This is a genomic window from Streptomyces sp. SCL15-4 (assembly GCF_033366695.1).
Lineage (GTDB): Bacteria > Actinomycetota > Actinomycetes > Streptomycetales > Streptomycetaceae > Streptomyces.
On record NZ_JAOBTQ010000001.1, the window covers coordinates 7,155,242 to 7,176,924 of the forward strand.

Consider the following 21,683-nt stretch of genomic DNA (forward strand, 5'->3'; position numbering starts at 1 on the left):
ACGCACCGGGCCCTGGCCGGCGGGCGTCACAGGACGTCGTGCGCGGTACGGCGGTACGTGGAGCGGCGGTCGGCGATGTCCGGCCAGCGGTCGCCGTACACATTGCGGGTGACGGCGGCCTCCCGCAGGAAGTCGTGCGGGAAACCCAGCGGCACCGCGCTCACCTCGTCCAGACGGGCCCGCGCGTCCGCGTCGAGCCGCACCCCGGTGCACCCCAGGTTGTCCGCGAGCTGCTCCGGCCGGGTGGCCGACACGATCGGCACGACGTTCCCGGGCCGGCCCAGCAGCCAGGCCAGGGCCACCTGCGCCGGGCTCCAGCCGCCCGCCTCGGCGACCTCCAGCACCGCGCCGACGACCTCCTCCTCCCGGGCCCCGGGCGGCTCGTCCCGCGTGTCCAGCCGCCCGGACTCCCCGCGCCGGTACTTCCCCGTGAGCCGGCCCTCCGCCAGCGGCGCCCAGGCGAACACGGCGAGGTCGAACGCCCGGGCCTGCGGCAGCAGTTCGCGTTCCGGAGTGCGTTCCAGCAGGCTGTAGCGCAGCTGCGAACCGGCGAAGCAGGTCCAGCCGCGCAGCTCGGCCAGGGTGTTGGCCTGCGCGATCTCCCAGGCCGGCCAGTCCGACACGCCCACGTAGAGCACCTTGCCGGCGCGGACGACGTCGTCCAGGGCGCGCATCACCTCCTCCACCGGGGTGAAGTTGTCCCGGGCGTGCACCCACAGCACGTCCAGCCGGTCGGTGCGCAGCCGGCGCAGGCTGTCCTCCACCGACCGCACGAGGTTCCCGCGGTGGTTGCCCGCCGCGTTGGGGTCGCCGTCACGGGTGCCGCAGGTGTACTTGCTCGCCAGCACGAACCGGTCGCGGCGTCCGGCGAGCAGCTCGCCGAGGATCCGCTCGGCGCTGCCCGCGGTGTAGTTGTTCGCGGTGTCGACGAAGTTGCCGCCCGCCTCGGCGTAGACGTCCAGGATCCGGGCGCTGGTGTCCTTGTCGGCGCCCCACCCCCAGTCCTCCCCGAAGGTCATGGTGCCCAGCGCCAGCTCGCTGACGCGCAACCCGGTCCGTCCGAACAGCGTGTACCGCACGTGTGCCTCCCTTGTCGCAGGTGGTGCGGTGCGACGCTAGGAGCTGGAGCGCCCTCGAAGGCAAACCCGCACGGCCCCGCGTGTCCCGGTCCCCTGGCCGGCCTTCCGGCCAACGCCCACGGGACGGCGGCGGCGTCCGGCGTCTCCGTCTCCGCGCTCCGACCGCCGTCGCCGTCCGCCGAGTCCGGCGGCTTCGCCGGGCCGACCGGCACCGGCACCGGCCGCCGAGCGCGGTGTTCTGGCCGGGCTTGGTCCGGCTGTCGTGGCCGTCGGCTGAGCACGGCGGCCTCGCCGGGCCGGCCGAGGCGGGGCCCGGCGGTCGCCGCGCGGCGACCGCCGGGACGCACCTGGGCGGGGCACCGGCCGCCGAGCGCGGTGTTCCGGTCGGGTCCTGGTCCGACCGTCGTCGCCGTCCGCTGAATACGGCGGTCTCGCCGGGCCGGCCGGGACGGGGCGGTGGCTGCGGAGCGCGGTGTTCTGGCCGGGGCTTGGCCCGACCGCCGTAGCCGACCTGCTGAGTACGGCGGGCCGGCCGGGGCGGCGGGCCCACCCAGGCCGGCGGTCCGGCCCGGCCGGGGCGGGGCCGTCGGCCCGGTGCGTTCCGCCGGGCCGGTCCTAGATTCCGGGCCGGTAGCGCAGGGGATGGTCCGCCGGGATCTCCACCAGGACGATCTGCGTGCCGTCGGGGTCGGCGATCCACATCTCGACCAGACCCCACGGCTCCTTCACCGGCGGCCGCACGATGTCCACGCCCCGCGCCCGCAGCTCCTCGTACGCCGCCGACGCGTCCTCGACCTGGAGCCACAGCCGTACCGCGGGGGAGGGCGGGTCGTCGGAGCGGCCGGACAGCTCCAGGAAACCGCCGCCCAGGAAGTACACCGTGCCGCGTTCGGGGCCGGTACCGAACTCGCGGTAGACGGACAGCCCCAGCTGTTCGCCGTAGAAGGTCCGGGAGCGTTCGGGGTCGGAGGGCCGGAGCAGGGTCCGGCCGCTGAGTACATGCACCATGCAGCAGGGTTACCCTCTTCCGTGCCCCGGCCACGCCCGAGATCGGAGACCACCGCCATGGACACCCCCGCCACCGGACTCACCTTCCGTGACGCCACCGACGCCGACGTGGACGCCCTCGTCGCGCTGGTCGAGTCGGCGTACCGGGGGGACGGCAGCCGGGCGGGCTGGACCACCGAGGCGGACATCCTCCAGGGGCAGCGCACCGATCCCGAGGGTGTGCTGGAGGTGATCAAGTCGCCGGACAGCCGGCTGCTCACCGTGGAGCGGGACGGCCGGATCGTCGCCTGCTGCCAGCTGGAACACCGCGGTGATCACGCCTACTTCGGCATGTTCGCGGTGAGCCCCGGCCTCCAGGGCGCGGGCCTCGGCAAGGTGGTCATGGCGGAGGCGGAGCGCCGGTGCCGTGAGACCTGGGGCGTCGGCGAGATGCGCATGACGGTGATCTCCGTACGCGACGAGCTGATCGCCTGGTACGAACGCCGCGGCTACCGCCGTACGGGCCGGATGTCCCCTTTCCCGTACGGCGACGAACGCTTCGGCATCCCGCAGCGCGACGACCTGGAGTTCGAGCTGCTGGTCAAGAAGCTCACGTGATCTCCCCGCCGACGTCTACGCCGTGAACCGGCCCGTGCGCTTGATCTCCGGGTAGTCGGTCGTCGCCCCGTCCAGCTCCAGGGCGCGGACCAGCCGCAGGTGGTCCTGGGTGTTGACCACCCAGCCGATGATCCGCAGCCCGGACGCGCGCGCGTGCTCGACGATCTCCAGGGTCAGCCGGCGGATGTTCAGGCACACGGTCGCCGCGCCCGCCGCGACCGCGCGGTCCACCACCTCGGTGCCGTACCGGCCGGCGATCAGCGCGGTGCGCACTCCCGGCACCAGCCGGGCGATCTCGGTGATCGCCTCGTCGTGGAACGAGGACACCTCCACCCGCGCGGTCAGGTCCCGCGCGCGCATCACCTCGGCGAGCGCCCGGGCCGCCGCCACGTCCTTGATCTCGGCCTGCAACGGCGTGCGCACCGCCTCCAGCACCTCTTCGAACACCGGCACCCGCTCTCCGCGGCCCGCGTCCAGGGCGCGCAGCTCCGCGAGGGTCTTCTCGGCGATGGGCCCGGAGCCGTCGGTGGTCCGGTCCACCTCCGCGTCGTGCATGACGACCAGGGCGCCGTCCTTGCTGAGGTGCAGATCGAGTTCGATCAGGTCGAGGCCGGCCCGCTGCGCGGCGGCGAAGGAACGGAGGGTGTTCTCGGGCTCGACGCCCATGACCCCGCGATGACCGATGGTAAGGAAGTTCAAGGTTCAACTCGCTTCCGTCGACGGCGGCTCGGCGACGCGCGGACCGACGGACCCGTGCCGGACGTCGTCGTCCACGCGGCAAGGCCGCAGCCTAGTGGCCGGGCCGTGCGATGGACCCGTGGCTGCGCCGGGCATTCGGGAGCCGGGGCAGACGCCCGTTGGCCGGTATCCGCCCCGGCCGTCACCCGCCCGTGGGCGCGTCCTCCACCCCCTTGACCGACCGGTGCGCCGTCGCGCCGGGGAGCGCGCGCCGTCGGCGAAAGTGAGCGCGGTCACGGTTTACGACAGGAAAAACATCGGTGACCAAGGAGGTGGGCAGAAGAATTTCCGGCACCCACTCTTGCTGAGAGAAACAGGGTGGGCTTACGGTGACCACACGCGAGGTTCTCCCGTGGAGGATGGGACATGACGGAAATTCTTGTGCAGGCAGGCGCGGAGGAGCGGGCTCCTTCGCTGACCAGGGTGGTTGAGCACCCGGCCTGGACCGTGCTCAAGGATGCCGTGGAGCAGATCCGGCCATGGCAGTCGAAGGACGGCTCGATCGACTTCGACGCCGAGGGCGCCCCGCGGCGGGCCGAGGCCGTGGCGGCCGTCGAGCGCGTCGCCGAAGCGGTCGAGCGCCTCTCCCCGCTGGTTCCGCACGACGCCGCCTACCACCAGGCCCTCGTGAAGGACCTGCGCCGCTGGGCCGAGGGCGGCTTCGAGGTCCCGGACTTCCTGGACTCGCTGCTGGCCTTCCAGCCCGCCGCGCACCGCGTGGACGGCCTCCAGCACCTGGTCGTCTTCCCCATGTACACGCAGAACGGCAACCCGGACCGCAACCTCGAGGCGGTCGTGCTGCGCATGGTCTGGCCGGACTGGCTGGCCGAGCTGGAGCGCACCCGGTACGACAACCCGCTCTTCTGCGGCATCACCTTCGAGGACTTCACCTCGGGCTACGACACCAACTCGGCCGTCCTCTTCCCGGAGACCATCGCCGTCCGCGAAGCGCCGGAACGTTTCTCCTGGGGTGGCATCTTCTGCGACCGCGAGGCCGCCCGGTTCCGCCGTGTCACCGACGCCGCCGTGGACATCCTGGGCCTGGAGCTGCCCGAGGACATCGCCGCGATGGTGCACGACCAGAGGCGCTGCGAAGAGGCCTTCGTCCTGTGGGACATGGTCCACGACCGCACCCACAGCCACGGCGACCTGCCGTTCGACCCGTTCATGATCAAGCAGCGCCAGCCGTTCTGGATGTACGGCCTGGAGGAGCTGCGCTGTGACCTCACCGCCTTCAAGGAGGCCGTGAAGCTCCAGGCGGACGGCGTCCCGCAGGCCCGTGACGTGCAGTACGCGGTGCTCTTCGACCGCATGTTCCGCTTCCCCGTCACCGGCGACCGCAACCGCAACTACGACGGCCTCGGCGGCCAGCTGCTCTTCGCCTACCTGCACAAGCACGACGTCATCCGCTGGACCGACAACAAGCTCTCCATCGACTGGGAGCGCGCCCCGCAGGTCACCAACCAGCTGTGCGCCGAGATCGAGAAGCTCTACCGGGACGGCATCGACCGCCCGAAGCTCGTGCACTGGTTCGCCGGCTACGAACTGGTCCGCACCTACCTCGCCCCGCACCCCGGCTCCAAGTGGGCCAAGGGCCCCGACGCCCTGGACCTGACCCAGCCGCCGCGCAAACTGGTGGACGACGTGCTTCCGGACGAGTTTCCGCTGAGCATGTTCTATGAGGCGCTGTCCAAGAAGCTGAAGAATGTGATCGCCTCCACCAAGGGCATCACGGCGGACGGCACCGAGCGGATCGCCGCGTGAGCGACCGCGGCCGGCACACTGTTCAAGAGGGGAAGAACGTGGGGTACGTGGGGAACAACGGGTCTCTCAGCGGTGCGGTGATCGCGGTGGCCGGCGCGGGCGGCCCCGCCGGGCACGCGACGCTGGTCCGGCTCGCCGAGGCGGGCGCGGTCGTCGTCGGCGCCGACAACAATCCCGAGCGCCTCGCGGAGGCCGTGGACGCGGCGCGCTACGCCCGCGGCGGTGCCACGGTCACCGGCGAGACCGTCGACCTGCTCGACCCGGCGGACACCCGGGCCTGGGCCGCGCGCATCGAGAAGGACCACGGCCGCGTCGACGGCCTGGTCCACCTGGTGGGCGGCTGGCGCGGCAGCGCCACCTTCGCCGAGACCGACCTCGCCGACTGGGACCTGCTGGAGAAGCTGCTGGTCCGCACGGTCCAGCACACCTCCCTCGCCTTCTTCGAGCCCCTCCAGCGCGGCGACCGCGGCCGGTACCTGCTCATCAGCGCCGCCGGCGCGTCCAAGCCGACGGCCGGCAACGCGGCGTACTCCGCCGCCAAGGCCGCCGCCGAGGCGTGGACGCTCGCCATGGCCGACGGCTTCCGCAAGGCCGGGGGCGAGGAGGGCCCGCGTGCGGCGGCTGCCATCCTGGTGGTGAAGGCGCTGGTGCACGACGCGATGCGCGCCGAACGCCCCAACGCGAAGTTCGCGGGCTTCACGGACGTCAAGGACCTGGCCGAGGCCGTCGAGGGCGTCTGGAGCAAGCCCGCCGCAGAAGTGAACGGAAACCGTCTGTGGCTGACCGAGAAGCCGTGAACCCTCCCAAGACCGACGCGCGTCGCCATCACGACCCGCAGGTCCGCGGTTTCGCCAGTGACAACTACGCCGGAGTCCATCCCGAGATACTGGCCGCCCTGGCCCTGGCCAACGGCGGCCACCAGGTGGCGTACGGCGAGGACGACTACACCGAGCACCTCCAGCGGATCGTCCGCAGCCATTTCGGGGCCACCGCCGAGGCCTTCCCGGTCTTCAACGGCACCGGCGCCAACGTGGTCGCGCTCCAGGCGGTCACCGACCGCTGGGGCGCGGTGATCTGCGCCGAGAGCGCGCACATCAACGTCGACGAGGGCGGTGCTCCCGAGCGCATGGGCGGGCTGAAGCTGCTCACCGTGCCCACGCCCGACGGCAAGCTCACCCCGGAGCTGATCGACCGGCAGGCCTGGGGCTGGGAGGACGAGCACCGCGCGATGCCGCAGGTCGTGTCGATCACCCAGTCCACCGAGCTGGGCACCCTCTACACGCCCGGGGAGATCCGCGCGATCTGCGAACACGCCCACGCGCGCGGCATGAAGGTGCACCTGGACGGCTCCCGGATCGCCAACGCCGCCGCCTCCCTGGACGTGCCCATGCGGACGTTCACCAACGCGGTGGGCGTGGACATCCTCTCGCTGGGCGGGACGAAGAACGGCGCGCTGTTCGGCGAGGCCGTCGTCGTCATCAACCAGGACGCGGTGCGGCAGATGAAGCACCTGCGGAAGATGTCGATGCAACTGGCCTCCAAGATGCGCTTCGTCTCGGTGCAGTTGGAGGCGCTGCTCGCCAAGGACCTGTGGCTGCGCAACGCCCGGCACGCCAACGAGATGGCCCAGCGGCTCGCCGAGGGCGTCCGCGCGGTGCACGGCGTGGAGATTCTCTACCCGGTCCAGTCCAACGGCGTCTTCGCCCGGCTCCCGCACGACGTGAGCGAGCGGCTGCAGAAGCGGTTCCGGTTCTACTTCTGGGACGAGGCCGCCGGAGTGGTGCGCTGGATGTGCTCGTTCGACACCACGGAGGACGACGTGGACGCGTTCCTGGCGGCCCTGAAGGAGGAGATGGCCCGCTGACTCCGTAGCACTGCATAGGTATGCGATCACCTGGAAAGTCATTGACGTCGGGTGATCGCGTTCCTATGCTCTGCGGACATGGAGCTGATCCAGAACACCGCCGACCTGTCCGCCTACCTGGCCGCCGACGAGGCCATCGACCACCACCACCCGGTGGTCCGGGAGACCGCCGCCCGCCTCGCCGCCGAGGCCGCCGACTCGTATGAATATGCGCGGGCCGCCTATGAGTTCGTGCGGGACGCCATTGCGCACTCACAGGACTCCGGCGACCTCCGCGTCACCTGGCGCGCCTCCGACGTACTGGCCCTGGGCACCGGCATCTGCCACGCCAAGTCCCATGCCCTCGCCGCGCTGCTGCGGGCCGAGGACATCCCGGCGGCCCTGTGCTACCAGCGGCTGACCGACGACGCGGACGGACACCTGCTCCACGGCCTGGTCGCCGTGCGCTTCCACGGCGCCTGGCACCGGCAGGACCCCCGCGGCAACAAGCCGGGCGTGGACGCGCGCTTCTCCCTGGCCGGCGAACGGCTGGCCTGGACCCCGGACCCCGCGGCCGGCGAGACGGACTACCCGGGCCTCTACGCCGCTCCGCATCCCGCGGTCCTCACCGCCCTGCGCACGGCCCCGGACCGCCCGCACCTGTGGAAGACGCTCCCGGCGAGCCTGTGAGACCCGGTGTACGACCGGCCGCGCACCGCATCCGGCGCACGGCCGCACCTCGACGGCGGACGGACCACGGGAAGCGGCCCGCCGGAAAACGCGCCCGGGCCAAGGCGAACCGGCCGGGCGCCGCGGGCCTCAGGCCTGGACCGCCCGCAGTTCCTCCGTCGTGGGCGCCGTACCGCCCAGGTGCGCGGGCAGCCACCAGGCGTCCTCCGGGCCCTTGGGCCGGCCCGGGTAGGCACGCTGCGCGGCCTCCAGCAGTTCCTGGACGCGCTCGCGCAGCCGGCGGGTGATGGCACCGGCGTACTGGTCGCGAGGGGCCTCCACCGCCTCGCCGACCCGGACGGTGACGGGCAGATGGCTGCGCCGGAAGTTGCGCGGCTGCCCCTTCGTCCACAGCCGCTGCGTGCCCCACAGCGCCATCGGGATCAGCGGGACGCCCGCCTCCTGGGCCAGCCGGGCCGCGCCCGACTTGAAGCTCTTCAGCGTGAAGGACTGCGAGATCGTCGCCTCCGGGAACACCCCGATGACCTCGCCGGAGCGCAGCGCGTCCAGCGCGTGCGAGTACGCCGCCTCGCCCTGCCCGCGGTCCACCGGGATGTGCTTCATGCTGCGCATGAGCGGACCGGAGATCCGGTGCCGGAAGACGGACTCCTTCGCCATGAAGCGCACCAGCCGCTTCTGCGGCAGGGCCGCCAGGCCGTTGAAGACGAAGTCCAGATAGCTGATGTGATTGCTCACCAGCACGGCGCCGCCCGAGCGTGGGATGTTCTCCGACCCCCGGCAGTCGATCTTCAGATCCCAGGCCTTGAACGCCGTCTTGGCGATACCGATGACGGGACGGTAGACCAGCTCTGCCATGGGCGGGGTGGGCCCTTTCTGCTCTGCTCGGGAAAGGGGGCTCCCGGCGGGAAGGTTACGCAGCCGTAGGTTTACGGCGTCTCGCAGATCGTGCCCGAAGAACGAACGGGTGGCCAGTTCTGGTGCCGCACGGCGGCGAGATCCTCGTCACGTCGGCCTACATCCCACCTCGGATCTTTAAATCCCCTTTACTCGGCGCGGGGGTGCGGGCGGGAATCTCCGGGGTGCCGCGACCGGTTGTGCTGATGACGACCGGACCGGCGGCGCGCCCCTCACGCGTGCCCGCCGCGACGAGCCGCGCCGGCGGCGGAACGGGAGAGCTGGGTGGGCGGGCGCGACGACGGCAGGCGGATCGAGGCGGCGGAACTCGGCACCGCGCTGGGCGAACGCGCCACACTGGTGCAGTTCTCCAGCGCCTTCTGCGCGCCCTGCCGGGCCACCCGCCGGGTCCTCGGCGAGGTCGCCGCAATGGTCCCGGGCGTGACCCACGTCGAGATCGACGCGGAGGCCCACCTGGGCCTCGTACGCGCCCTGGAGGTCCGCAAGACGCCCACCGTCCTGGTGCTGGACGCCGGCGGCCGGGTGGTGCGGCGCGCCACCGGACAGCCCCGCCGGGCCGACGTCATCGCGGCTCTGGGGGAGGCGGTATGAGCGGGGTGCGGCGCGCGGCGCGCCGTCTTCCGGAGGGCGGAAGCGGCTTGACGGTACGCCTTGCCTGTCGCCAACCTGACCGCATGCCGACAGAACTCCTTCTCCACGGACGGGCCCACATCGACCTGGCCCGTACCGCGAGCGCGTGGTGTCCGGCCCGTTGAGCACCCGCGGACCCGCTCGTGACCCCCGGCAGAAGGACGACTCCATGACGGCCACGCCCGAACTCGGCTCCCCCCGGCTCGCCTCCCCGGAACTGCTGCGCTCCACCTTCCGCCGGCACGCCGCCGGTGTGGCGGTGATCACCGCCCGCGGCGCCGGCGGCCCGGTCGGCTTCACCGCCACCTCCCTCACCTCCGTCTCCGCCGAACCCCCGCTCGTCTCCTTCGGCATCGGCACGAACGCCTCCAGCTGGCCGGCGATCGCCGGGGCGGACCACGTCGGCGTGCACATACTCGGCGAGCACCAGAGCGAGCTGGCCGCCACCTTCGCGCGCAGCGGCGCCGACCGCTTCGGCGAGCCCACCGCCTGGCGGGACGGCCCGCACGGGGTTCCGGTGCTGGAGGACGTGCTGGCGTGGCTGGTGTGCCGGATCGTCGGGCGGGTCCCGGCCGGCGACCACCGGATCGTGCTGGCCGAGGTCGTTCTCGGCGATCCCTCGGGCTCCGGCCGCCCGCTCCTCTATCACCAGGGCCGCTTCAGCGGTCTGCGGGATTGATCACCTCCGGCGCCCCCGCGCACCCGTCGGGTTCCGGTTACGCTGCGTTGCGAAGGTCACAGTTCAAAGCGCTTGCTTAGCGGGCAGGATCTAGATGTACTGACGAGTAATATCTCGTTCGGAGCGCGCGGACGCCCCGACCGGGATCGGCCGCTTGAGGCGCCTATGCTGCCTGCAAGAGGCAGCCCGAAATGACGATGCAGTAGGAGAGCCGGCGTGAGCTTGAGGATCGTTGTCACTGTGAAGTACGTGCCCGACGCCACTGGCGACCGGCACTTCGCCGATGACCTGACCGTCGACCGCGACGACGTGGACGGTCTGCTCTCCGAGCTGGACGAGTACGCGGTCGAGCAGGCTCTCCAGATCGCGGAGAACGCGGACGACGCCGAGGTCACCGTGCTGACGGTCGGCCCCGAGGACGCCAAGGACGCGCTCCGCAAGGCCCTTTCCATGGGTGCGGACAAGGCCATCCACGTCGAGGACGACGACCTGCACGGCACCGACGCCATCGGCACCTCCCTGGTGCTGGCCAAGGCCATCGAGAAGGCCGGCTTCGACCTGGTCGTCTCCGGCATGGCCTCCACCGACGGCACCATGGGCGTCGTCCCGGCGCTGGTCGCCGAGCGCCTGGGCGTCCCGCAGGTCACCCTGCTCTCCGAGGTCTCCGTCGAGGACGGCGTGGTCACGGGCCGCCGCGACGGCGACGCCGCCTCCGAGCAGCTTCAGGCGCAGCTCCCCGCGGTCGTCTCCGTGACCGACCAGTCCGGCGAGGCCCGCTACCCCTCCTTCAAGGGCATCATGGCGGCCAAGAAGAAGCCGGTGGAGTCCTGGGACCTGTCCGACCTCGACATCGAGGCGGAGGAGGTCGGCCTGGACGGTGCCTTCACCAAGGTCGAGTCCGTGACCGAGCGTCCGGCGCGCACGGCCGGCACCATCGTCAAGGACGAGGGCGAGGGCGGCAAGCAGCTCGCCGAGTTCCTCGCGGCCCAGAAGTTCATCTGAGGCCCGCCCCCGCCGACCGCCCCTCAACTTCGTTTCGCAGGAGAGCAATCCCATGGCTGAAGTCCTCGTCTACGTCGACCACGTGGACGGCGCCGTCCGCAAGCCCACCCTGGAGCTGCTGACCCTGGCCCGCCGTCTGGGCGAGCCCGTCGCCGTCGCGCTGGGCAACGGCGCCGCCGACACCGCCGCCACGCTCGCCGAGCACGGCGCGGTCAAGGTGCTCACCCACGACGCCTCCGAGTACGCCGAGTACCTGGTCGTGCCGAAGGTGGACGCGCTGCAGGCCGCCTACGAGCAGGTGTCCCCGGCCGCCGTGCTGGTCCCGTCCTCCGCCGAGGGCAAGGAGATCGCCGCCCGCCTGGCGCTGCGCATCGGCTCGGGCATCATCACCGACGCCGTCGACCTGGAGGCCGGCGAGGAGGGCCCGGTGGCCACCCAGTCGGTGTTCGCCGCGTCCTTCACCACCAAGTCCCGTGCCGTCAAGGGCACTCCGGTCATCACGGTCAAGCCGAACTCGGCCGCCGTCGAGGCCGCCCCGGCCGCGGGAGACGTCGAGGCCCTGTCGGTGACCTTCTCCGACAAGGCGACCGGCACGAAGATCACCGGCCGCACGCCGCGTGAGTCGACGGGCCGTCCGGAGCTGACCGAGGCCGCGATCGTGGTCTCCGGCGGCCGGGGTGTCAACGGCGCGGAGAACTTCGGGATCATCGAGGCGCTGGCCGACGAGCTGGGCGCGGCCGTGGGTGCCTCGCGTGCCGCCGTCGACGCCGGCTGGTACCCGCACACCAACCAGGTCGGCCAGACCGGCAAGTCGGTCTCGCCGCAGCTGTACATCGCCAACGGCATCTCCGGCGCCATCCAGCACCGCGCCGGTATGCAGACCTCCAAGACGATCGTGGCCGTCAACAAGGACGCGGAGGCCCCGATCTTCGAGCTGGTCGACTACGGCGTGGTCGGCGACCTGTTCGACGTGGTGCCGCAGCTGACCGAGGAGATCAAGACCCGCAAGGGCTGATCCCCGCGCCCGCGCCGTACGAGGCCCCCGTGACCGCTCAGACGGTCACGGGGGCCTCGCCGTGTCCGGCGGCCGGTGACGCGGGTGCTGTACTGGGCAAGGCGGCCGGCGCCCGCGGCAACCGTGGAGCCGCGGGCGCGCGGTGCGGTGTTGACCAGCGGGAAGGTTGCCGGATAGCTTCACTATACGGATTGTTGATTCCATGAAGCGGAAAGTTGGAGGGTGTGGGATGGGTCAGCAGGAGAAGGTGGCGACCAGCCTCGCGGGTGCCGTCAGCGAGGAGATCAGCGCCTCCCTCGCATCGGTCGACGCGCGGCTGGAGCGCTACTACCCCGGGGACCCGGGCACCCGGCAGCCCGTCCACACCGTCTACGTGCCCGGCGACGCCTTCGCCGCGGACACCATCCGCTCCTGGGGCGAGCGGGCCCTCGCGGCGCTCGACGAACACGCTCCGGACGCCGCCTCCTTCGCGGCCGTCCTCGGCCTGTCGGACGAGCTGGCCGAGCCGGTCTACTCCCGGGTCCGGGCCAAGCTGGAGCGCGAGCCGGTCGAGGACCTCCGCGTCGACTTCGAGGACGGCTACGGCCCCCGTCCCGACGCGGAGGAGGACGCGACGGCCGCCCGTGCCGCCCGGCTGATCGCCGAGGCGTACCGGGACGGCACGGCCGCGCCGTACATGGGCATCCGCATGAAGTGCATGGAGGCCGCCGTACGGGATCGCGGCATCCGCACCCTCGACGTCTTCCTCACCGCTCTGATGGAGGCCGGCGGGCTGCCCGGTGGCCTGGTCCTGACCCTGCCCAAGGTGACCTACCCCGAGCAGGTCGGCGCCTTCGCGCGGCTGCTGGAGGCCTTCGAGAAGGCGCACGGGCTGGACGCCGGCCGGCTGGGCTTCGAGATCCAGATCGAGACCAGCCAGTCCATCCTGGCCACCGACGGCACCGCCACGGTCGCCCGCATGATCCAGGCCGCCGGGGGCCGCGCCACCGGGCTGCACTACGGCACCTTCGACTACAGCGCCTGCCTCGGTGTCTCCGCCGCCTACCAGGCCAGCGACCACCCCGCCGCCGACCACGCCAAGGCGGTCATGCAGGTCGCGGCGGCCGGCACCGGCGTCCGCGTCTCGGACGGCTCCACGAACGTCCTGCCGGTCGGCCCGACGGCGAAGGTCCACGACGCCTGGCGCCTCCACTACGGCCTGACCCGGCGGGCGCTGGCCCGCGCCTACTACCAGGGCTGGGACATGCACCCCGGCCACATCCCCACCCGCTACGCCGCCGTCTTCGCGTTCTACCGCGAGGGCTTCGAGCAGGCCGCGGCCCGCCTCACCCGGTACGCCAACCGCGCCGGCGGCGACGTCATGGACGAGCCCGCCACCGCCAAGGCCCTCAGCGGCTACCTGCTGCGCGGCCTGGACTGCGGCGCCCTGGACATCGCCGAGGTGGCCCGCCTCACCGGCCTGACCCGGGCCGACCTGGAATCCTTCGCGTCCCCTCGCCGCGGCGACCTGACGGCGTCCGCGCAGTAGCCATCGATCCGTCGGCCCCCGGTGTCTCCGGGCGCGGGGGGCCGAGGGCCGAGGGCCGGGAGCGAGAGGGCGAGCGTCCGTACGCCCCCGCGTTCAGTCCGTCGGCGGCAGTTCGCCCGAGCCGCGGGTGATCAGGCGGGTCGGGAGTTCCATGCGCTCCGGGGCGACGGGGGTGCCGTCCAGCCGGCGGAAGAGGCGTTCGGCGGCCGTGCGGCCGAGGGCCGCCGCATCCTGGGCGACGACCGTGACGCCGGGCCGGAGCAGATCGGCCAGCTCGAAGTCGTCGAAGCCGACCAGCGCGACCCGGCGGGAGAGCTCGGCCAGCACCCGGACCACGGTGACCGTCACCCGGTTGTTGCCGGCGAAGACCGCGGTCACCGGATCGGGACCGGCCAGCATCTCCTCCGCCGCCCGGCGCACCCGCTCCGGGTCGGTCGCGCCGAGGGACATCCAGCGCTCCTCGACGGGTATCCCGGCGTCCTCCATGGCCGCCCGGTAACCGCGCAGCCGCTCACCGGCCGTGTGGATCCGCGGCATGTCGCCGATGAACCCGATCCGCCGGTGGCCGTGTGCGACGAGGTGGGCGACGCCGTCGCGGGCACCGCCGTAGTTGTCGGACAGGACCACGTCGGCGTCGATCCGGCCGGCCGGGCGGTCCACGAACACGGTCGCCACGCCCGCCCTGATCTCCGGCTCCAGATACCGGTGGTCGTCCCCGGCCGGGATCACCACCAGCCCGTCCACCCGGCGCGCGCACAGCGCGAGCGCCAGCTCCTGCTCCCGCTCGGGATCCTCCGCGCTGGAGCCGTTGATCAGCAGCGCGCCGTGGGCGCGGGCCACCTCCTCGACCGCGCGGCTGAGCGGTCCGTAGAACGGGTCCGCGAGGTCCTCCAGCACCAGCCCGATGCTCGCGGTCCGGCCCTTGCGCAGCACCCGCGCGCTGTCGTTGCGGCGGAAGCCGAGCGCGTCGATCGCCTCCTGCACCCGGCGCTCGGTGTCCGGGGTGACCCCGGGCTCGCCGTTGACCACGCGGGAGACCGTCTTCAGGCCGACCCCGGCGCGGGCCGCCACGTCCTTCATCGTCGGGCGGTTGCCGTACCGGCTCCCGGGAAGGCGGTCCGCGCTGCGGGTGGTCTCGGGCACGTGCGCTGTCCTGTCTGTCGTCCGGCTGTCGTCACCCTGCTCCACGGTGGTGCCGCATCCGTGGGCTTGTATGAGGATGTGGCGTCGAGCATAGAGCCTGGACAACGTTGTCAGGTGCGAGAGAGACTGTCCACCGCTGTCTCCGGCCTGCGCCCCCACCGCTTGACCGGCCTGCTCTCTTTGGTTCTCAAGCTTTCAACGGGGAGATCTGACTCTCATGCACACCGACCTCGTGGCGGCCCTGGACATCGGCGGCACCAAGATCGCCGGCGCGCTGGTGGACGGCGCCGGACGGCTCCTGGTCCGCGCCCAGCGCCCCACGCCCGCCCGGCAGGACGGCGAAACGGTCATGCGCGCCGTCGAGGAGGTCCTCGGCGAGCTGACCGGATCGCCGCTGTGGGAGCGCGCCGGTGCGGTCGGCATCGGCAGCGCCGGCCCGGTGGACGCCTCGGCGGGCACCGTGAGCCCGGTGAACGTGCCCGGCTGGCGGGAGTACCCGCTGGTCGACCGGGTGCGGGCGGCCACCGGGGGCCTGCCGGTGGAGCTGATCGGCGACGGCGTCGCGATCACGGCGGCCGAGCACTGGCAGGGCGCCGCGCGGGGCCACGACAACGCGCTGTGCATGGTGGTGTCCACCGGCGTCGGCGGCGGCCTGGTGCTCGGCGGACGGCTCCACCCGGGCCCCACGGGCAACGCCGGCCACATCGGCCACATCAGCGTCGACCTCGACGGCGACCCCTGCCCGTGCGGCGCGCGCGGCTGTGTGGAGCGCATCGCCAGCGGGCCCAACATCGCCCGCCGGGCCGTGGAGCAGGGCTGGCGCCCGGGCCCCGACGGCGACACCTCGGCCGCCGCGGTGGCCGCCGCCGCCCGCGCGGGCGACCCGGTCGCCGTCGCCTCCTTCGAGCGCGCGGCGCAGGCGCTGGCCGCCGGGATCGCGGCCACCGCGACCCTGGTCGAGATCGACATCGCGGTGATCGGCGGCGGGGTCGGCAAGGCGGGCGAGATCCTGTTCACCCCGCTGCGCAAGGCCCTCACCGACTACGCGACCCTCTCCTTCGTGCGGCGGCTGACCGTCGTACCGGCCCGGATGGGCACCGACGCCGGCCTGGTCGGCGCCGCCGCGGCGGCCCTGGCCCGCACCCCGGACGCGACCGCGGCGAGCCGCTAGCCACCGCGGTGACCGCGTGATCCGGCCGGCCGGCGGCCGGAACGGAGCGGCGCCTGGCGCTCAGCAGTTCAGGCGCGCGTTCGCCCAGTCCGCGTGGTCGGAGTCGACGCCGTCGCCGCCGTCGGTGACGACGAGCCGGATCACCTGGGCGCCGCTGATGTCGGCGGTGAGCTGCTGGGCGGGCATGGCGTTGGTGAGGACGCCGGTGCCCGCCGCCTTCGTGTCGTCCGCCAGGATCTCGAAGGCGACGGTGCCCTTGGCGTCCTTCTCGTCGTCCACGCCGACGGACGCGGTGACCTGCTCGCAGGCCCCGCCGGTGTAGAAGGCGATGTCGCCGAGCGCGTGGACGCCGAGCCCCTTGGCATAGACCGTGCCACCGATGGTGAGCGGCCGGCCGTCGCCCGCGGCGCTCTCGCCGTTGCTGGTGTCGCGCTCCACCGGCCCCCAGCCGTTGACGGCCGACAGCCACGGCAGATCGCCGAGGTACGACGTCCCGGACGGCGGCGGTACGACCACGGACGCGGTCAGCGGCACCTGAACGGTCTCCGCCGTGCCGGACGGCGAGCGGTAACCCGCCCGCAGCGTCAGGCCGTAGGAGCCCGGCGGGGTGCCGGCCGGGGCGGTCACCCGCCAGCCGGTGCGCAGCGTCCCGCCGGTGGTGAGGACGGCGGCCGAGGCCGGTGAGGTGGCCCGTACGCGCCAGCCGGCCGGGCCGGTCAGCGCGACGGACACCTGGCGTGCGGGCGTGCCTCCGAGGTCGGTGACGGTGCTGGTCAGAGTGGCGGGGGTGGCCGCCGTGAGCAGCAGGCCGCCGTCCAGGCCGAGTTCGACGGCGGGCGGGTGCGCGGCCCAGCGCGGGTCGGCCGCGACGCGGAGCAGGACCGTGCCGTGGGCCGGGACGGTGGCGGCGAGGGTGCCGGCGGTGTTGTACGTGCGGTGCTGCCAGAGGTCGCGCACCGAGTAACCGCGGGCGCCGGGCAGGCCGGCCGCGCGCGCGTCGGTGGCGATCCGCTGGGCGGTGCCCGACTCGTTGAAGAGGGCCACCGCGCGGCTGCCGTCCGCCATCTCCTTGGCGATCACCCAGCGGCCGCCCGCGGAGGAGACCACCGAGCCCTGCCGGCCGAGCGGGTCCTGGTCGACGGCGACGACCTCCTTGTTGCCCAGGATGTCGTAGGTCGACCGGGAGGCCTTGCGCAGGTCGGTGCCGATGAGCAGCGGCGCGGCCATGACCGACCAGAGCGAGAAGTGCGAGCGGTACTCGGTGTCCGTCATGCCGCCGTTGCCGACCTCCAGCATGTCGGGGTCGTTCCAGTGGCCCGGGCCGGCGTACGGGGCGAGGGGGAGGTTCTGCTTCAGGATCGACAGCATCGAGGACCAGTTGTCGCTGATGTCCCCGGTGGTCCGCCACAGGTGCCCGACGTCCGCGGCCCACTCCCAGGGCTTGTTCTCGCCCCATTCGCAGATGCTGTAGACGATCGGCCGGCCGGTCGCCCTGAGCGCGTCCCGCATGGTCCGGTAGCGCTGCCTGGCGTCCACTCCCTGGTTGTTGCAGTTGTCGTACTTCAGGTAGTCCACGCCCCAGTCGGCGAACTGCCGGGCGTCGTCGTACTCGTGGCCGAGAGCGCCCGGAAAGCCGGTGTTGCTGCAGGTCTTGGTGCCGGCGCTGGTGTAGATGCCGAGTTTGAGCCCTTTGGCGTGGACATAGTCCGCGACCGCCTTGATGCCGTCCGGAAAGCGCACGGGGTCGGGTACCAGCCGGCCGTTGGCGTCGCGCTCCGGCAGGGCCCAGCAGTCGTCCAGGTTGACGTACCGGTAGCCGGCGTCCTTCAGGCCCTTCTCCACGAAGAGGTCCGCGATGCCCTGGACCATGGTCGCGTCGAAGTCCGCGCCGCACTGCGTGGAGTTCCAGTTGTTGAAGCCCATCGGCGGCGTGAGGGCGAGGCCGTCGGCCGGGGCGGGCGGATCGGCCGGCGGGGCGGCCGCGGCCGGCGCGGCGAAGCCCGCCGCGCACAGCAGTCCGGCGGCGAGTGCTCCGGCGACTCTGCGGTGGATGGTGCGGGTGTGCGGGTGACGCATCCTGGATGCTCCTCCGACTCGCGAACGCGGATGACGGCATGTACGCGTCATCAATGTGCGCTTACGGTAGGACGTGTCTGAGTCTGTTGGAAAGACGGCGTTCAAGCCGGTCCGCTCGTTCGGATCTGTTCGCTCGGAGGCGGCGGTCCGGCGGGAAATGGCGCTCCGGTCCGCGTGACCTCCGGCCCGCCCGCGCAGTTGATCAGCGCATGAAGAAGCGCAGCATGCTCGCCATCGCCACCCTCGCCGCCGGATTCGTCGTGGCCGCCGTCACTCCGTCCCACGCGGCGCCCGACCGGCCGCTCGACGTCTCGGACACGGTGGACGAGGTCGGTGACCTCATCGCCCAGAACAGCCTGGAGACCGACAACGTCCTCGACCGCGACTGACCCGCGGCGAAGGGCTGTGTGCCGGTGTCCCCGCCACGGGGGACACCGGCACTTGCGTGTGCGCGCGGACAGGCGCCCTCAACGGCGGCGGGTTTCCATGGCAGGGTGGAGCGGGCAGTCCTCAGGGGGCCAACAGAAGAGGGGGAGTCCGTGACCGTCGTCTGGATCAACGGCGCGTTCGGTGCGGGGAAGACCACGACCGCACGTGAACTGATCGAACTGATCCCGAACAGCGCGCTCTTCGACCCCGAGATCATCGGCGGGGCACTCACGCACCTGCTGCCACCCAAGCGCCTCGCCGAGGCCGGCGACTTCCAGGACCTGCCGATCTGGCGCCGGCTCGTGGTCGACACGGCCGCCGCGATGCTCGCCGAGCTGGGCGGCACCCTCGTGGTACCGATGACCCTGCTCCGCCAGGAGTACCGCGACGAGATCTTCGGCGGCCTCGCCGCTCGCCGCATCCGGGTGCACCATCTGCTCCTCGCTCCCACCGAAACGATCCTGCGGGAGCGGATAGCCGGCCGGGAGACGCCGCCCGAGGCGGCACCCGACGGCGAGATACGCGTACGGCAGTGGTCCTACGACCACATCGAGCCCTACCGCGCCGCCCTCGCCGCCTGGCTCACCGCCGACGCCCACCCGCTGGACACCAGCGCCCTCACCCCGTACGAGACCGCCGTCCGCATCGCCGAGGCCGTCGGCAACGGCGCCGTACCCGCCTGTGACATCGTGCAGACGCCCGAGCCGACCGCCGAGACGCTCGCCGCCGGGGTGCTGCTCTTCGACGAGCACGACCGGGTGCTGCTCGTCGACCCCACCTACAAGCCCGGCTGGGAGTTCCCGGGCGGTGTGGTGGAACGGGGCGAGGCACCGGCCCGCGCCGGGATGCGCGAGGTCGCCGAGGAGACCGGGATACAGCTGCGGGAGGTTCCCCGGCTGCTGGTCGTGGACTGGGAACGGCCCACTCCGCCCGGCTACGGCGGGCTGCGGCTGCTCTTCGACGGCGGCCGGCTGGCACCCGGCGAGGCGTCCCGGGTGCTGCTGCCCGGACCGGAGCTGCGCGCCTGGCGGTTCGCCACCGAGCAGGAGGCCGCCGGGATGCTGCCGCCGGTCCGCTACGAGCGGCTGCGCTGGGCGCTGCGCGCCCGGGAGCGGGGCAGCGCGCTCTATCTGGAGGCGGGGGTGCCGGTCGGCTGACCCCGCCACGGCGCTACCCGAGCGAGCGGAGCACGGCACCGGCGCCGGACAGCACCGGATCGCCGTGCCCGAAGCACGCGACCTCCGCGCCGAGATCCGCCAACCGGCCGATGGAGGCGAGAAGTTGCTCCCGGTCCAGGTTCAGCACGCCGGGGATCGGCGTGCCGTCCGGTGCCGCCGCCACCGTGTCCCCGGTGAACAGCACCCCGTGCGCGGGCAGGAACACCGCGATGCTGCCGTCGGTGTGCCCCGGGATGTGCACCACCCGGGCGCCGCCGCCGAAGCCGAGCACGTCCCCGTCGGACAGTTCGGTGAGCGAGGCGGGCGGCCGCGGGGGACCCGGGGGCAACTGCGCGAGGGCCGCCGCGTGCAGTGGCCGCTCCCACTCCTCGGTCCGCGGCGGCGGGCCCGGCCGCTCTCCGCGGACGAACGGGGCGTCCAGGCGGTGCGCCAGCACCTCGGCCCCGCTCAGCGCGGCGAACTCGGCCGCCCCGCCGACGTGGTCCTCGTGGAAGTGGGTGAGTACGACGCGCCGTACGTCCCGGGGCGTGTGCCCGAGCGCGGTGACCGCGTCGGCGATCGGCCGGCCGGCGCCGATCGGGCCCGCGTCGATGAGGGTCAACTCCTCGTCGTCACGCCAGAGATAGGCCTGGCCGACGGGGAAGCGGAGCAGGTGCAGCCGGGGCAGCAGTTCGATGACGTCCATGCGCCGACCGTAGAGAGGGCCCCCGCCCGTGGGCGAGGGCCCTCTGCCGTGGGCAGAAAGGGTCAGCCAGCCGCGTAATTGCGCAGGAACAGCGCCTCGGCGACGGACAGCCGCTCCAACTCCTCGGGCGACACGCTCTCGTTGACCGCGTGGATCTGCGCCTCCGGCTCGCTCAGCCCGATGAGCAGGATCTCCGCCTGCGGGTACAGCCCGGCGAGGGTGTTGCACAGCGGGATGGAGCCGCCCTGACCGGCGTAACTCATGGTCTCGCCCGGGTAGGCCACCGCCATCGCCTCGGCCATCGCCTGGTAGGCGGGGCTGGAGGTGTCGGCGCGGAACGGCTGGCCCTGGCCGATCTGCTCGGTGGTGACCCGGGCACCCCACGGCGTGTGCGCCTCTATGTGCGCCTGGAGCAGCTTGGCGGCCTCCGCCGCGTCCGTGCCCGGCGGCACCCGAAGGCTCACCAGGGCACCGGCACTGGACTGCACCGACGGGGTGGCGCCGACGACCGGCGGGCAGTCGATGCCGAGCACGGTGACCGCCGGACGGGCCCAGATGCGGTCGGCGACCGAGCCGTCGCCGATCAGCCCGACGCCGTCCAGCACCTTGGCGTCCGCGCGGAACTGCTCCTCGGTGTACTCCAGGCCGTCCCAGGCCGCCGTGGCGTCCAGGCCGTCGACGGCGGTGGAGCCGTCCTCGGCGCGCAGCGAGTCCAGCACCCGGATCAGCGCGGCCAGCGCGTCCGGGGCGGCGCCGCCGAACTGGCCCGAGTGCAGATTGCCGGCCAGGGTGTCGATCCGCACCCTCACCAGGGTCATACCGCGCAATGTGGTGGTCACCGTCGGCAGGCCGACCCGAAAGTTGCCCGCGTCGCCGATGACGATCGCGTCCGCCGCCAGCAGCTCGGGGTGCTGCTCGGCGTACCGCTCCAGGCCGCCCGTGCCCTGCTCCTCCGAGCCCTCCACGATCACCTTCACGTGCACCGGCACCCCGCCGTTCGCCTTCAGGGCGCGCAGGGCGAGCAGGTGCAGGACGAAGCCGCCCTTGCAGTCGGCGGTCCCGCGGCCGTACCAGCGGCCGTCGCGCTCGGTCAGCTCGAACGGAGGGGTCGTCCAGCCGGCCTCGTCCAGCGGGGGCTGGACGTCGTAGTGCGCGTAGAGCAGGACCGTCTTGGCGCCCTCCGGGCCCGGCAGGTAGCCGTACACCGACTGCGTGCCGTCCGGGGTGTCCAGCAGCGCCACATCCGTGAATCCCTCGCCCCGCAGCGCGTCGGCGACCCAGCCCGCGGCGGCCTCGCTCTCGCTCTTCGGGAACTGCGAGAAGTCCGCCACCGACCTGAAGGCGACCAGTTCGGCCAGCTCCGCCTTCGCCCGGGGCAGCAGCGAGGCGACGGTCTCGGCGACCGGATTCGACGGCATGGGCACGCTCCTCGTGGGTGCGACGTTGTACGGGGTGAGTACACCGATCCTCCCACAGCGGATCGCGCGGACGGCCGCCGTAGGATGCGACAGGA

At 72.8% G+C, this 21,683-nt stretch carries 20 protein-coding genes and 1 pseudogene; 13 read left to right on the forward strand and 8 right to left on the reverse strand.

Annotated elements, in window-relative coordinates:
- Positions 1–26: 26 nt before the first annotated feature.
- Positions 27–1,079, reverse strand: coding sequence for an aldo/keto reductase (locus SCK26_RS32220; RefSeq protein ID WP_318204866.1), 1,053 nt, complete (start codon positions 1,077–1,079; stop codon positions 27–29).
- A 615-nt stretch (positions 1,080–1,694) separates the two neighbouring features.
- Positions 1,695–2,087, reverse strand: coding sequence for a VOC family protein (locus tag SCK26_RS32225; RefSeq protein ID WP_318204867.1), 393 nt, complete (start codon positions 2,085–2,087; stop codon positions 1,695–1,697).
- Positions 2,088–2,144: 57 nt separating this feature from the next.
- On the opposite strand from SCK26_RS32225, the gene SCK26_RS32230 reads away from it, so the two are divergent.
- Entirely contained in the window at positions 2,145–2,684 is a 540-nt protein-coding gene (locus SCK26_RS32230; RefSeq protein ID WP_318204868.1) for a GNAT family N-acetyltransferase, read from the forward strand.
- Positions 2,685–2,699: 15 nt separating this feature from the next.
- Here SCK26_RS32230 and SCK26_RS32235 read toward each other — a convergent pair whose 3' ends face one another.
- Entirely contained in the window at positions 2,700–3,383 is a 684-nt protein-coding gene (locus tag SCK26_RS32235) for a glycerophosphodiester phosphodiesterase (protein ID WP_318204869.1), read from the reverse strand.
- 405 nt (positions 3,384–3,788) lie between these two features.
- Here SCK26_RS32235 and SCK26_RS32240 point away from each other — a divergent pair, with 405 nt between their 5' ends.
- The 4 genes from SCK26_RS32240 (at position 3,789) to SCK26_RS32255 (ending at position 7,719) form a co-directional block, all read left to right on the forward strand.
- Positions 3,789–5,186 carry a DUF6421 family protein gene (locus tag SCK26_RS32240; protein WP_318204870.1) on the forward strand — a complete coding sequence of 466 codons (1,398 nt, stop codon included), beginning with the start codon at positions 3,789–3,791 and terminating at the stop codon, positions 5,184–5,186.
- Positions 5,183–5,983, forward strand: a complete 801-nt coding sequence (locus SCK26_RS32245) for an SDR family NAD(P)-dependent oxidoreductase (RefSeq protein WP_318204871.1) — start codon at positions 5,183–5,185, stop codon at positions 5,981–5,983. Before SCK26_RS32240 ends, SCK26_RS32245 begins: the two co-directional genes overlap by 4 nt.
- A complete protein-coding gene (locus tag SCK26_RS32250) occupies positions 5,980–7,050 on the forward strand; it encodes a low specificity L-threonine aldolase (RefSeq protein ID WP_318204872.1) in 1,071 nt (356 codons plus the stop codon). The genes SCK26_RS32245 and SCK26_RS32250 overlap by 4 nt, the downstream gene beginning before the upstream one ends.
- Before the next feature lie 78 nt (positions 7,051–7,128).
- Complete coding sequence (locus tag SCK26_RS32255) at positions 7,129–7,719, forward strand: transglutaminase family protein (RefSeq protein WP_318204873.1); 591 nt, start codon at positions 7,129–7,131, stop codon at positions 7,717–7,719.
- A 129-nt stretch (positions 7,720–7,848) separates the two neighbouring features.
- Here SCK26_RS32255 and SCK26_RS32260 read toward each other — a convergent pair whose 3' ends face one another.
- The gene (locus tag SCK26_RS32260; RefSeq protein ID WP_318204874.1) at positions 7,849–8,574 is read right to left on the reverse strand and encodes a lysophospholipid acyltransferase family protein; all 726 of its coding nucleotides are present in this window, start codon (positions 8,572–8,574) and stop codon (positions 7,849–7,851) included.
- A 301-nt stretch (positions 8,575–8,875) separates the two neighbouring features.
- Between SCK26_RS32260 and SCK26_RS32265 the strand changes: the two are divergent.
- From SCK26_RS32265 to SCK26_RS32285, 5 genes and pseudogenes are all read left to right on the forward strand, one after another.
- Positions 8,876–9,225 (forward strand): annotated as a pseudogene (locus tag SCK26_RS32265) (thioredoxin family protein); the annotation flags it as partial.
- A 208-nt stretch (positions 9,226–9,433) separates the two neighbouring features.
- Positions 9,434–9,943: a flavin reductase family protein gene (locus SCK26_RS32270; RefSeq protein ID WP_318204876.1), complete on the forward strand. Its 510-nt coding sequence runs from the start codon at positions 9,434–9,436 to the stop codon at positions 9,941–9,943.
- Between the two features lie 216 nt (positions 9,944–10,159).
- Positions 10,160–10,945: an electron transfer flavoprotein subunit beta/FixA family protein gene (locus tag SCK26_RS32275; protein ID WP_318204877.1), complete on the forward strand. Its 786-nt coding sequence runs from the start codon at positions 10,160–10,162 to the stop codon at positions 10,943–10,945.
- Between the two features lie 52 nt (positions 10,946–10,997).
- Positions 10,998–11,960 carry an electron transfer flavoprotein subunit alpha/FixB family protein gene (locus tag SCK26_RS32280; RefSeq protein WP_318204878.1) on the forward strand — a complete coding sequence of 321 codons (963 nt, stop codon included), beginning with the start codon at positions 10,998–11,000 and terminating at the stop codon, positions 11,958–11,960.
- Positions 11,961–12,189: 229 nt separating this feature from the next.
- Positions 12,190–13,488: a DUF6986 family protein gene (locus SCK26_RS32285; protein WP_318204879.1), complete on the forward strand. Its 1,299-nt coding sequence runs from the start codon at positions 12,190–12,192 to the stop codon at positions 13,486–13,488.
- Between the two features lie 93 nt (positions 13,489–13,581).
- On the opposite strand, the gene SCK26_RS32290 is transcribed toward SCK26_RS32285, so the two are convergent.
- Positions 13,582–14,631 (reverse strand): LacI family DNA-binding transcriptional regulator, encoded by a 1,050-nt coding sequence (locus SCK26_RS32290; protein ID WP_318204880.1) that lies wholly within the window; start codon positions 14,629–14,631, stop codon positions 13,582–13,584.
- Between the two features lie 217 nt (positions 14,632–14,848).
- Between SCK26_RS32290 and SCK26_RS32295 the strand changes: the two genes are divergently transcribed.
- On the forward strand, positions 14,849–15,802 hold the full coding sequence (locus SCK26_RS32295) for an ROK family protein (RefSeq protein WP_318204881.1): 954 nt from the start codon (positions 14,849–14,851) through the stop codon (positions 15,800–15,802).
- Positions 15,803–15,862: 60 nt separating this feature from the next.
- Here the strand turns inward: SCK26_RS32295 and SCK26_RS32300 are convergent, their stop codons facing one another.
- Positions 15,863–17,878 (reverse strand): NPCBM/NEW2 domain-containing protein, encoded by a 2,016-nt coding sequence (locus SCK26_RS32300; protein WP_318204882.1) that lies wholly within the window; start codon positions 17,876–17,878, stop codon positions 15,863–15,865.
- 209 nt (positions 17,879–18,087) lie between these two features.
- Here SCK26_RS32300 and SCK26_RS32305 point away from each other — a divergent pair, with 209 nt between their 5' ends.
- Both SCK26_RS32305 and SCK26_RS32310 read left to right on the forward strand, forming a co-directional pair.
- Positions 18,088–18,267 carry a hypothetical protein gene (locus tag SCK26_RS32305; RefSeq protein WP_318204883.1) on the forward strand — a complete coding sequence of 60 codons (180 nt, stop codon included), beginning with the start codon at positions 18,088–18,090 and terminating at the stop codon, positions 18,265–18,267.
- Positions 18,268–18,417: 150 nt separating this feature from the next.
- Positions 18,418–19,464: an NUDIX hydrolase gene (locus SCK26_RS32310; RefSeq protein ID WP_318204884.1), complete on the forward strand. Its 1,047-nt coding sequence runs from the start codon at positions 18,418–18,420 to the stop codon at positions 19,462–19,464.
- A 13-nt stretch (positions 19,465–19,477) separates the two neighbouring features.
- On the opposite strand, the gene SCK26_RS32315 is transcribed toward SCK26_RS32310, so the two are convergent.
- Positions 19,478–20,170 carry an MBL fold metallo-hydrolase gene (locus SCK26_RS32315; protein WP_318204885.1) on the reverse strand — a complete coding sequence of 231 codons (693 nt, stop codon included), beginning with the start codon at positions 20,168–20,170 and terminating at the stop codon, positions 19,478–19,480.
- A 62-nt stretch (positions 20,171–20,232) separates the two neighbouring features.
- Positions 20,233–21,588: a dipeptidase gene (locus SCK26_RS32320; protein WP_318204886.1), complete on the reverse strand. Its 1,356-nt coding sequence runs from the start codon at positions 21,586–21,588 to the stop codon at positions 20,233–20,235.
- Positions 21,589–21,683: the final 95 nt, after the last annotated feature.

Excerpts from the sequence above, each read along its gene's own strand:
- SCK26_RS32225 (WP_318204867.1), bottom strand. The coding sequence starts at position 2,087 with ATGGTGCATGTACTCAGCGGCCGGACCCTGCTCCGGCCCTCCGACCCC.
- SCK26_RS32230 (WP_318204868.1), top strand. The coding sequence starts at position 2,145 with ATGGACACCCCCGCCACCGGACTCACCTTCCGTGACGCCACCGACGCC.
- SCK26_RS32240 (WP_318204870.1), top strand. The coding sequence starts at position 3,789 with ATGACGGAAATTCTTGTGCAGGCAGGCGCGGAGGAGCGGGCTCCTTCG.
- SCK26_RS32255 (WP_318204873.1), top strand. The coding sequence starts at position 7,129 with ATGGAGCTGATCCAGAACACCGCCGACCTGTCCGCCTACCTGGCCGCC.
- SCK26_RS32260 (WP_318204874.1), bottom strand. The coding sequence starts at position 8,574 with ATGGCAGAGCTGGTCTACCGTCCCGTCATCGGTATCGCCAAGACGGCG.
- SCK26_RS32270 (WP_318204876.1), top strand. The coding sequence starts at position 9,434 with ATGACGGCCACGCCCGAACTCGGCTCCCCCCGGCTCGCCTCCCCGGAA.
- SCK26_RS32280 (WP_318204878.1), top strand. The coding sequence starts at position 10,998 with ATGGCTGAAGTCCTCGTCTACGTCGACCACGTGGACGGCGCCGTCCGC.
- SCK26_RS32285 (WP_318204879.1), top strand. The coding sequence starts at position 12,190 with ATGGGTCAGCAGGAGAAGGTGGCGACCAGCCTCGCGGGTGCCGTCAGC.
- SCK26_RS32295 (WP_318204881.1), top strand. The coding sequence starts at position 14,849 with ATGCACACCGACCTCGTGGCGGCCCTGGACATCGGCGGCACCAAGATC.
- SCK26_RS32300 (WP_318204882.1), bottom strand. The coding sequence starts at position 17,878 with ATGCGTCACCCGCACACCCGCACCATCCACCGCAGAGTCGCCGGAGCA.
- SCK26_RS32305 (WP_318204883.1), top strand. The coding sequence starts at position 18,088 with ATGAAGAAGCGCAGCATGCTCGCCATCGCCACCCTCGCCGCCGGATTC.
- SCK26_RS32315 (WP_318204885.1), bottom strand. The coding sequence starts at position 20,170 with ATGGACGTCATCGAACTGCTGCCCCGGCTGCACCTGCTCCGCTTCCCC.
- SCK26_RS32320 (WP_318204886.1), bottom strand. The coding sequence starts at position 21,588 with ATGCCGTCGAATCCGGTCGCCGAGACCGTCGCCTCGCTGCTGCCCCGG.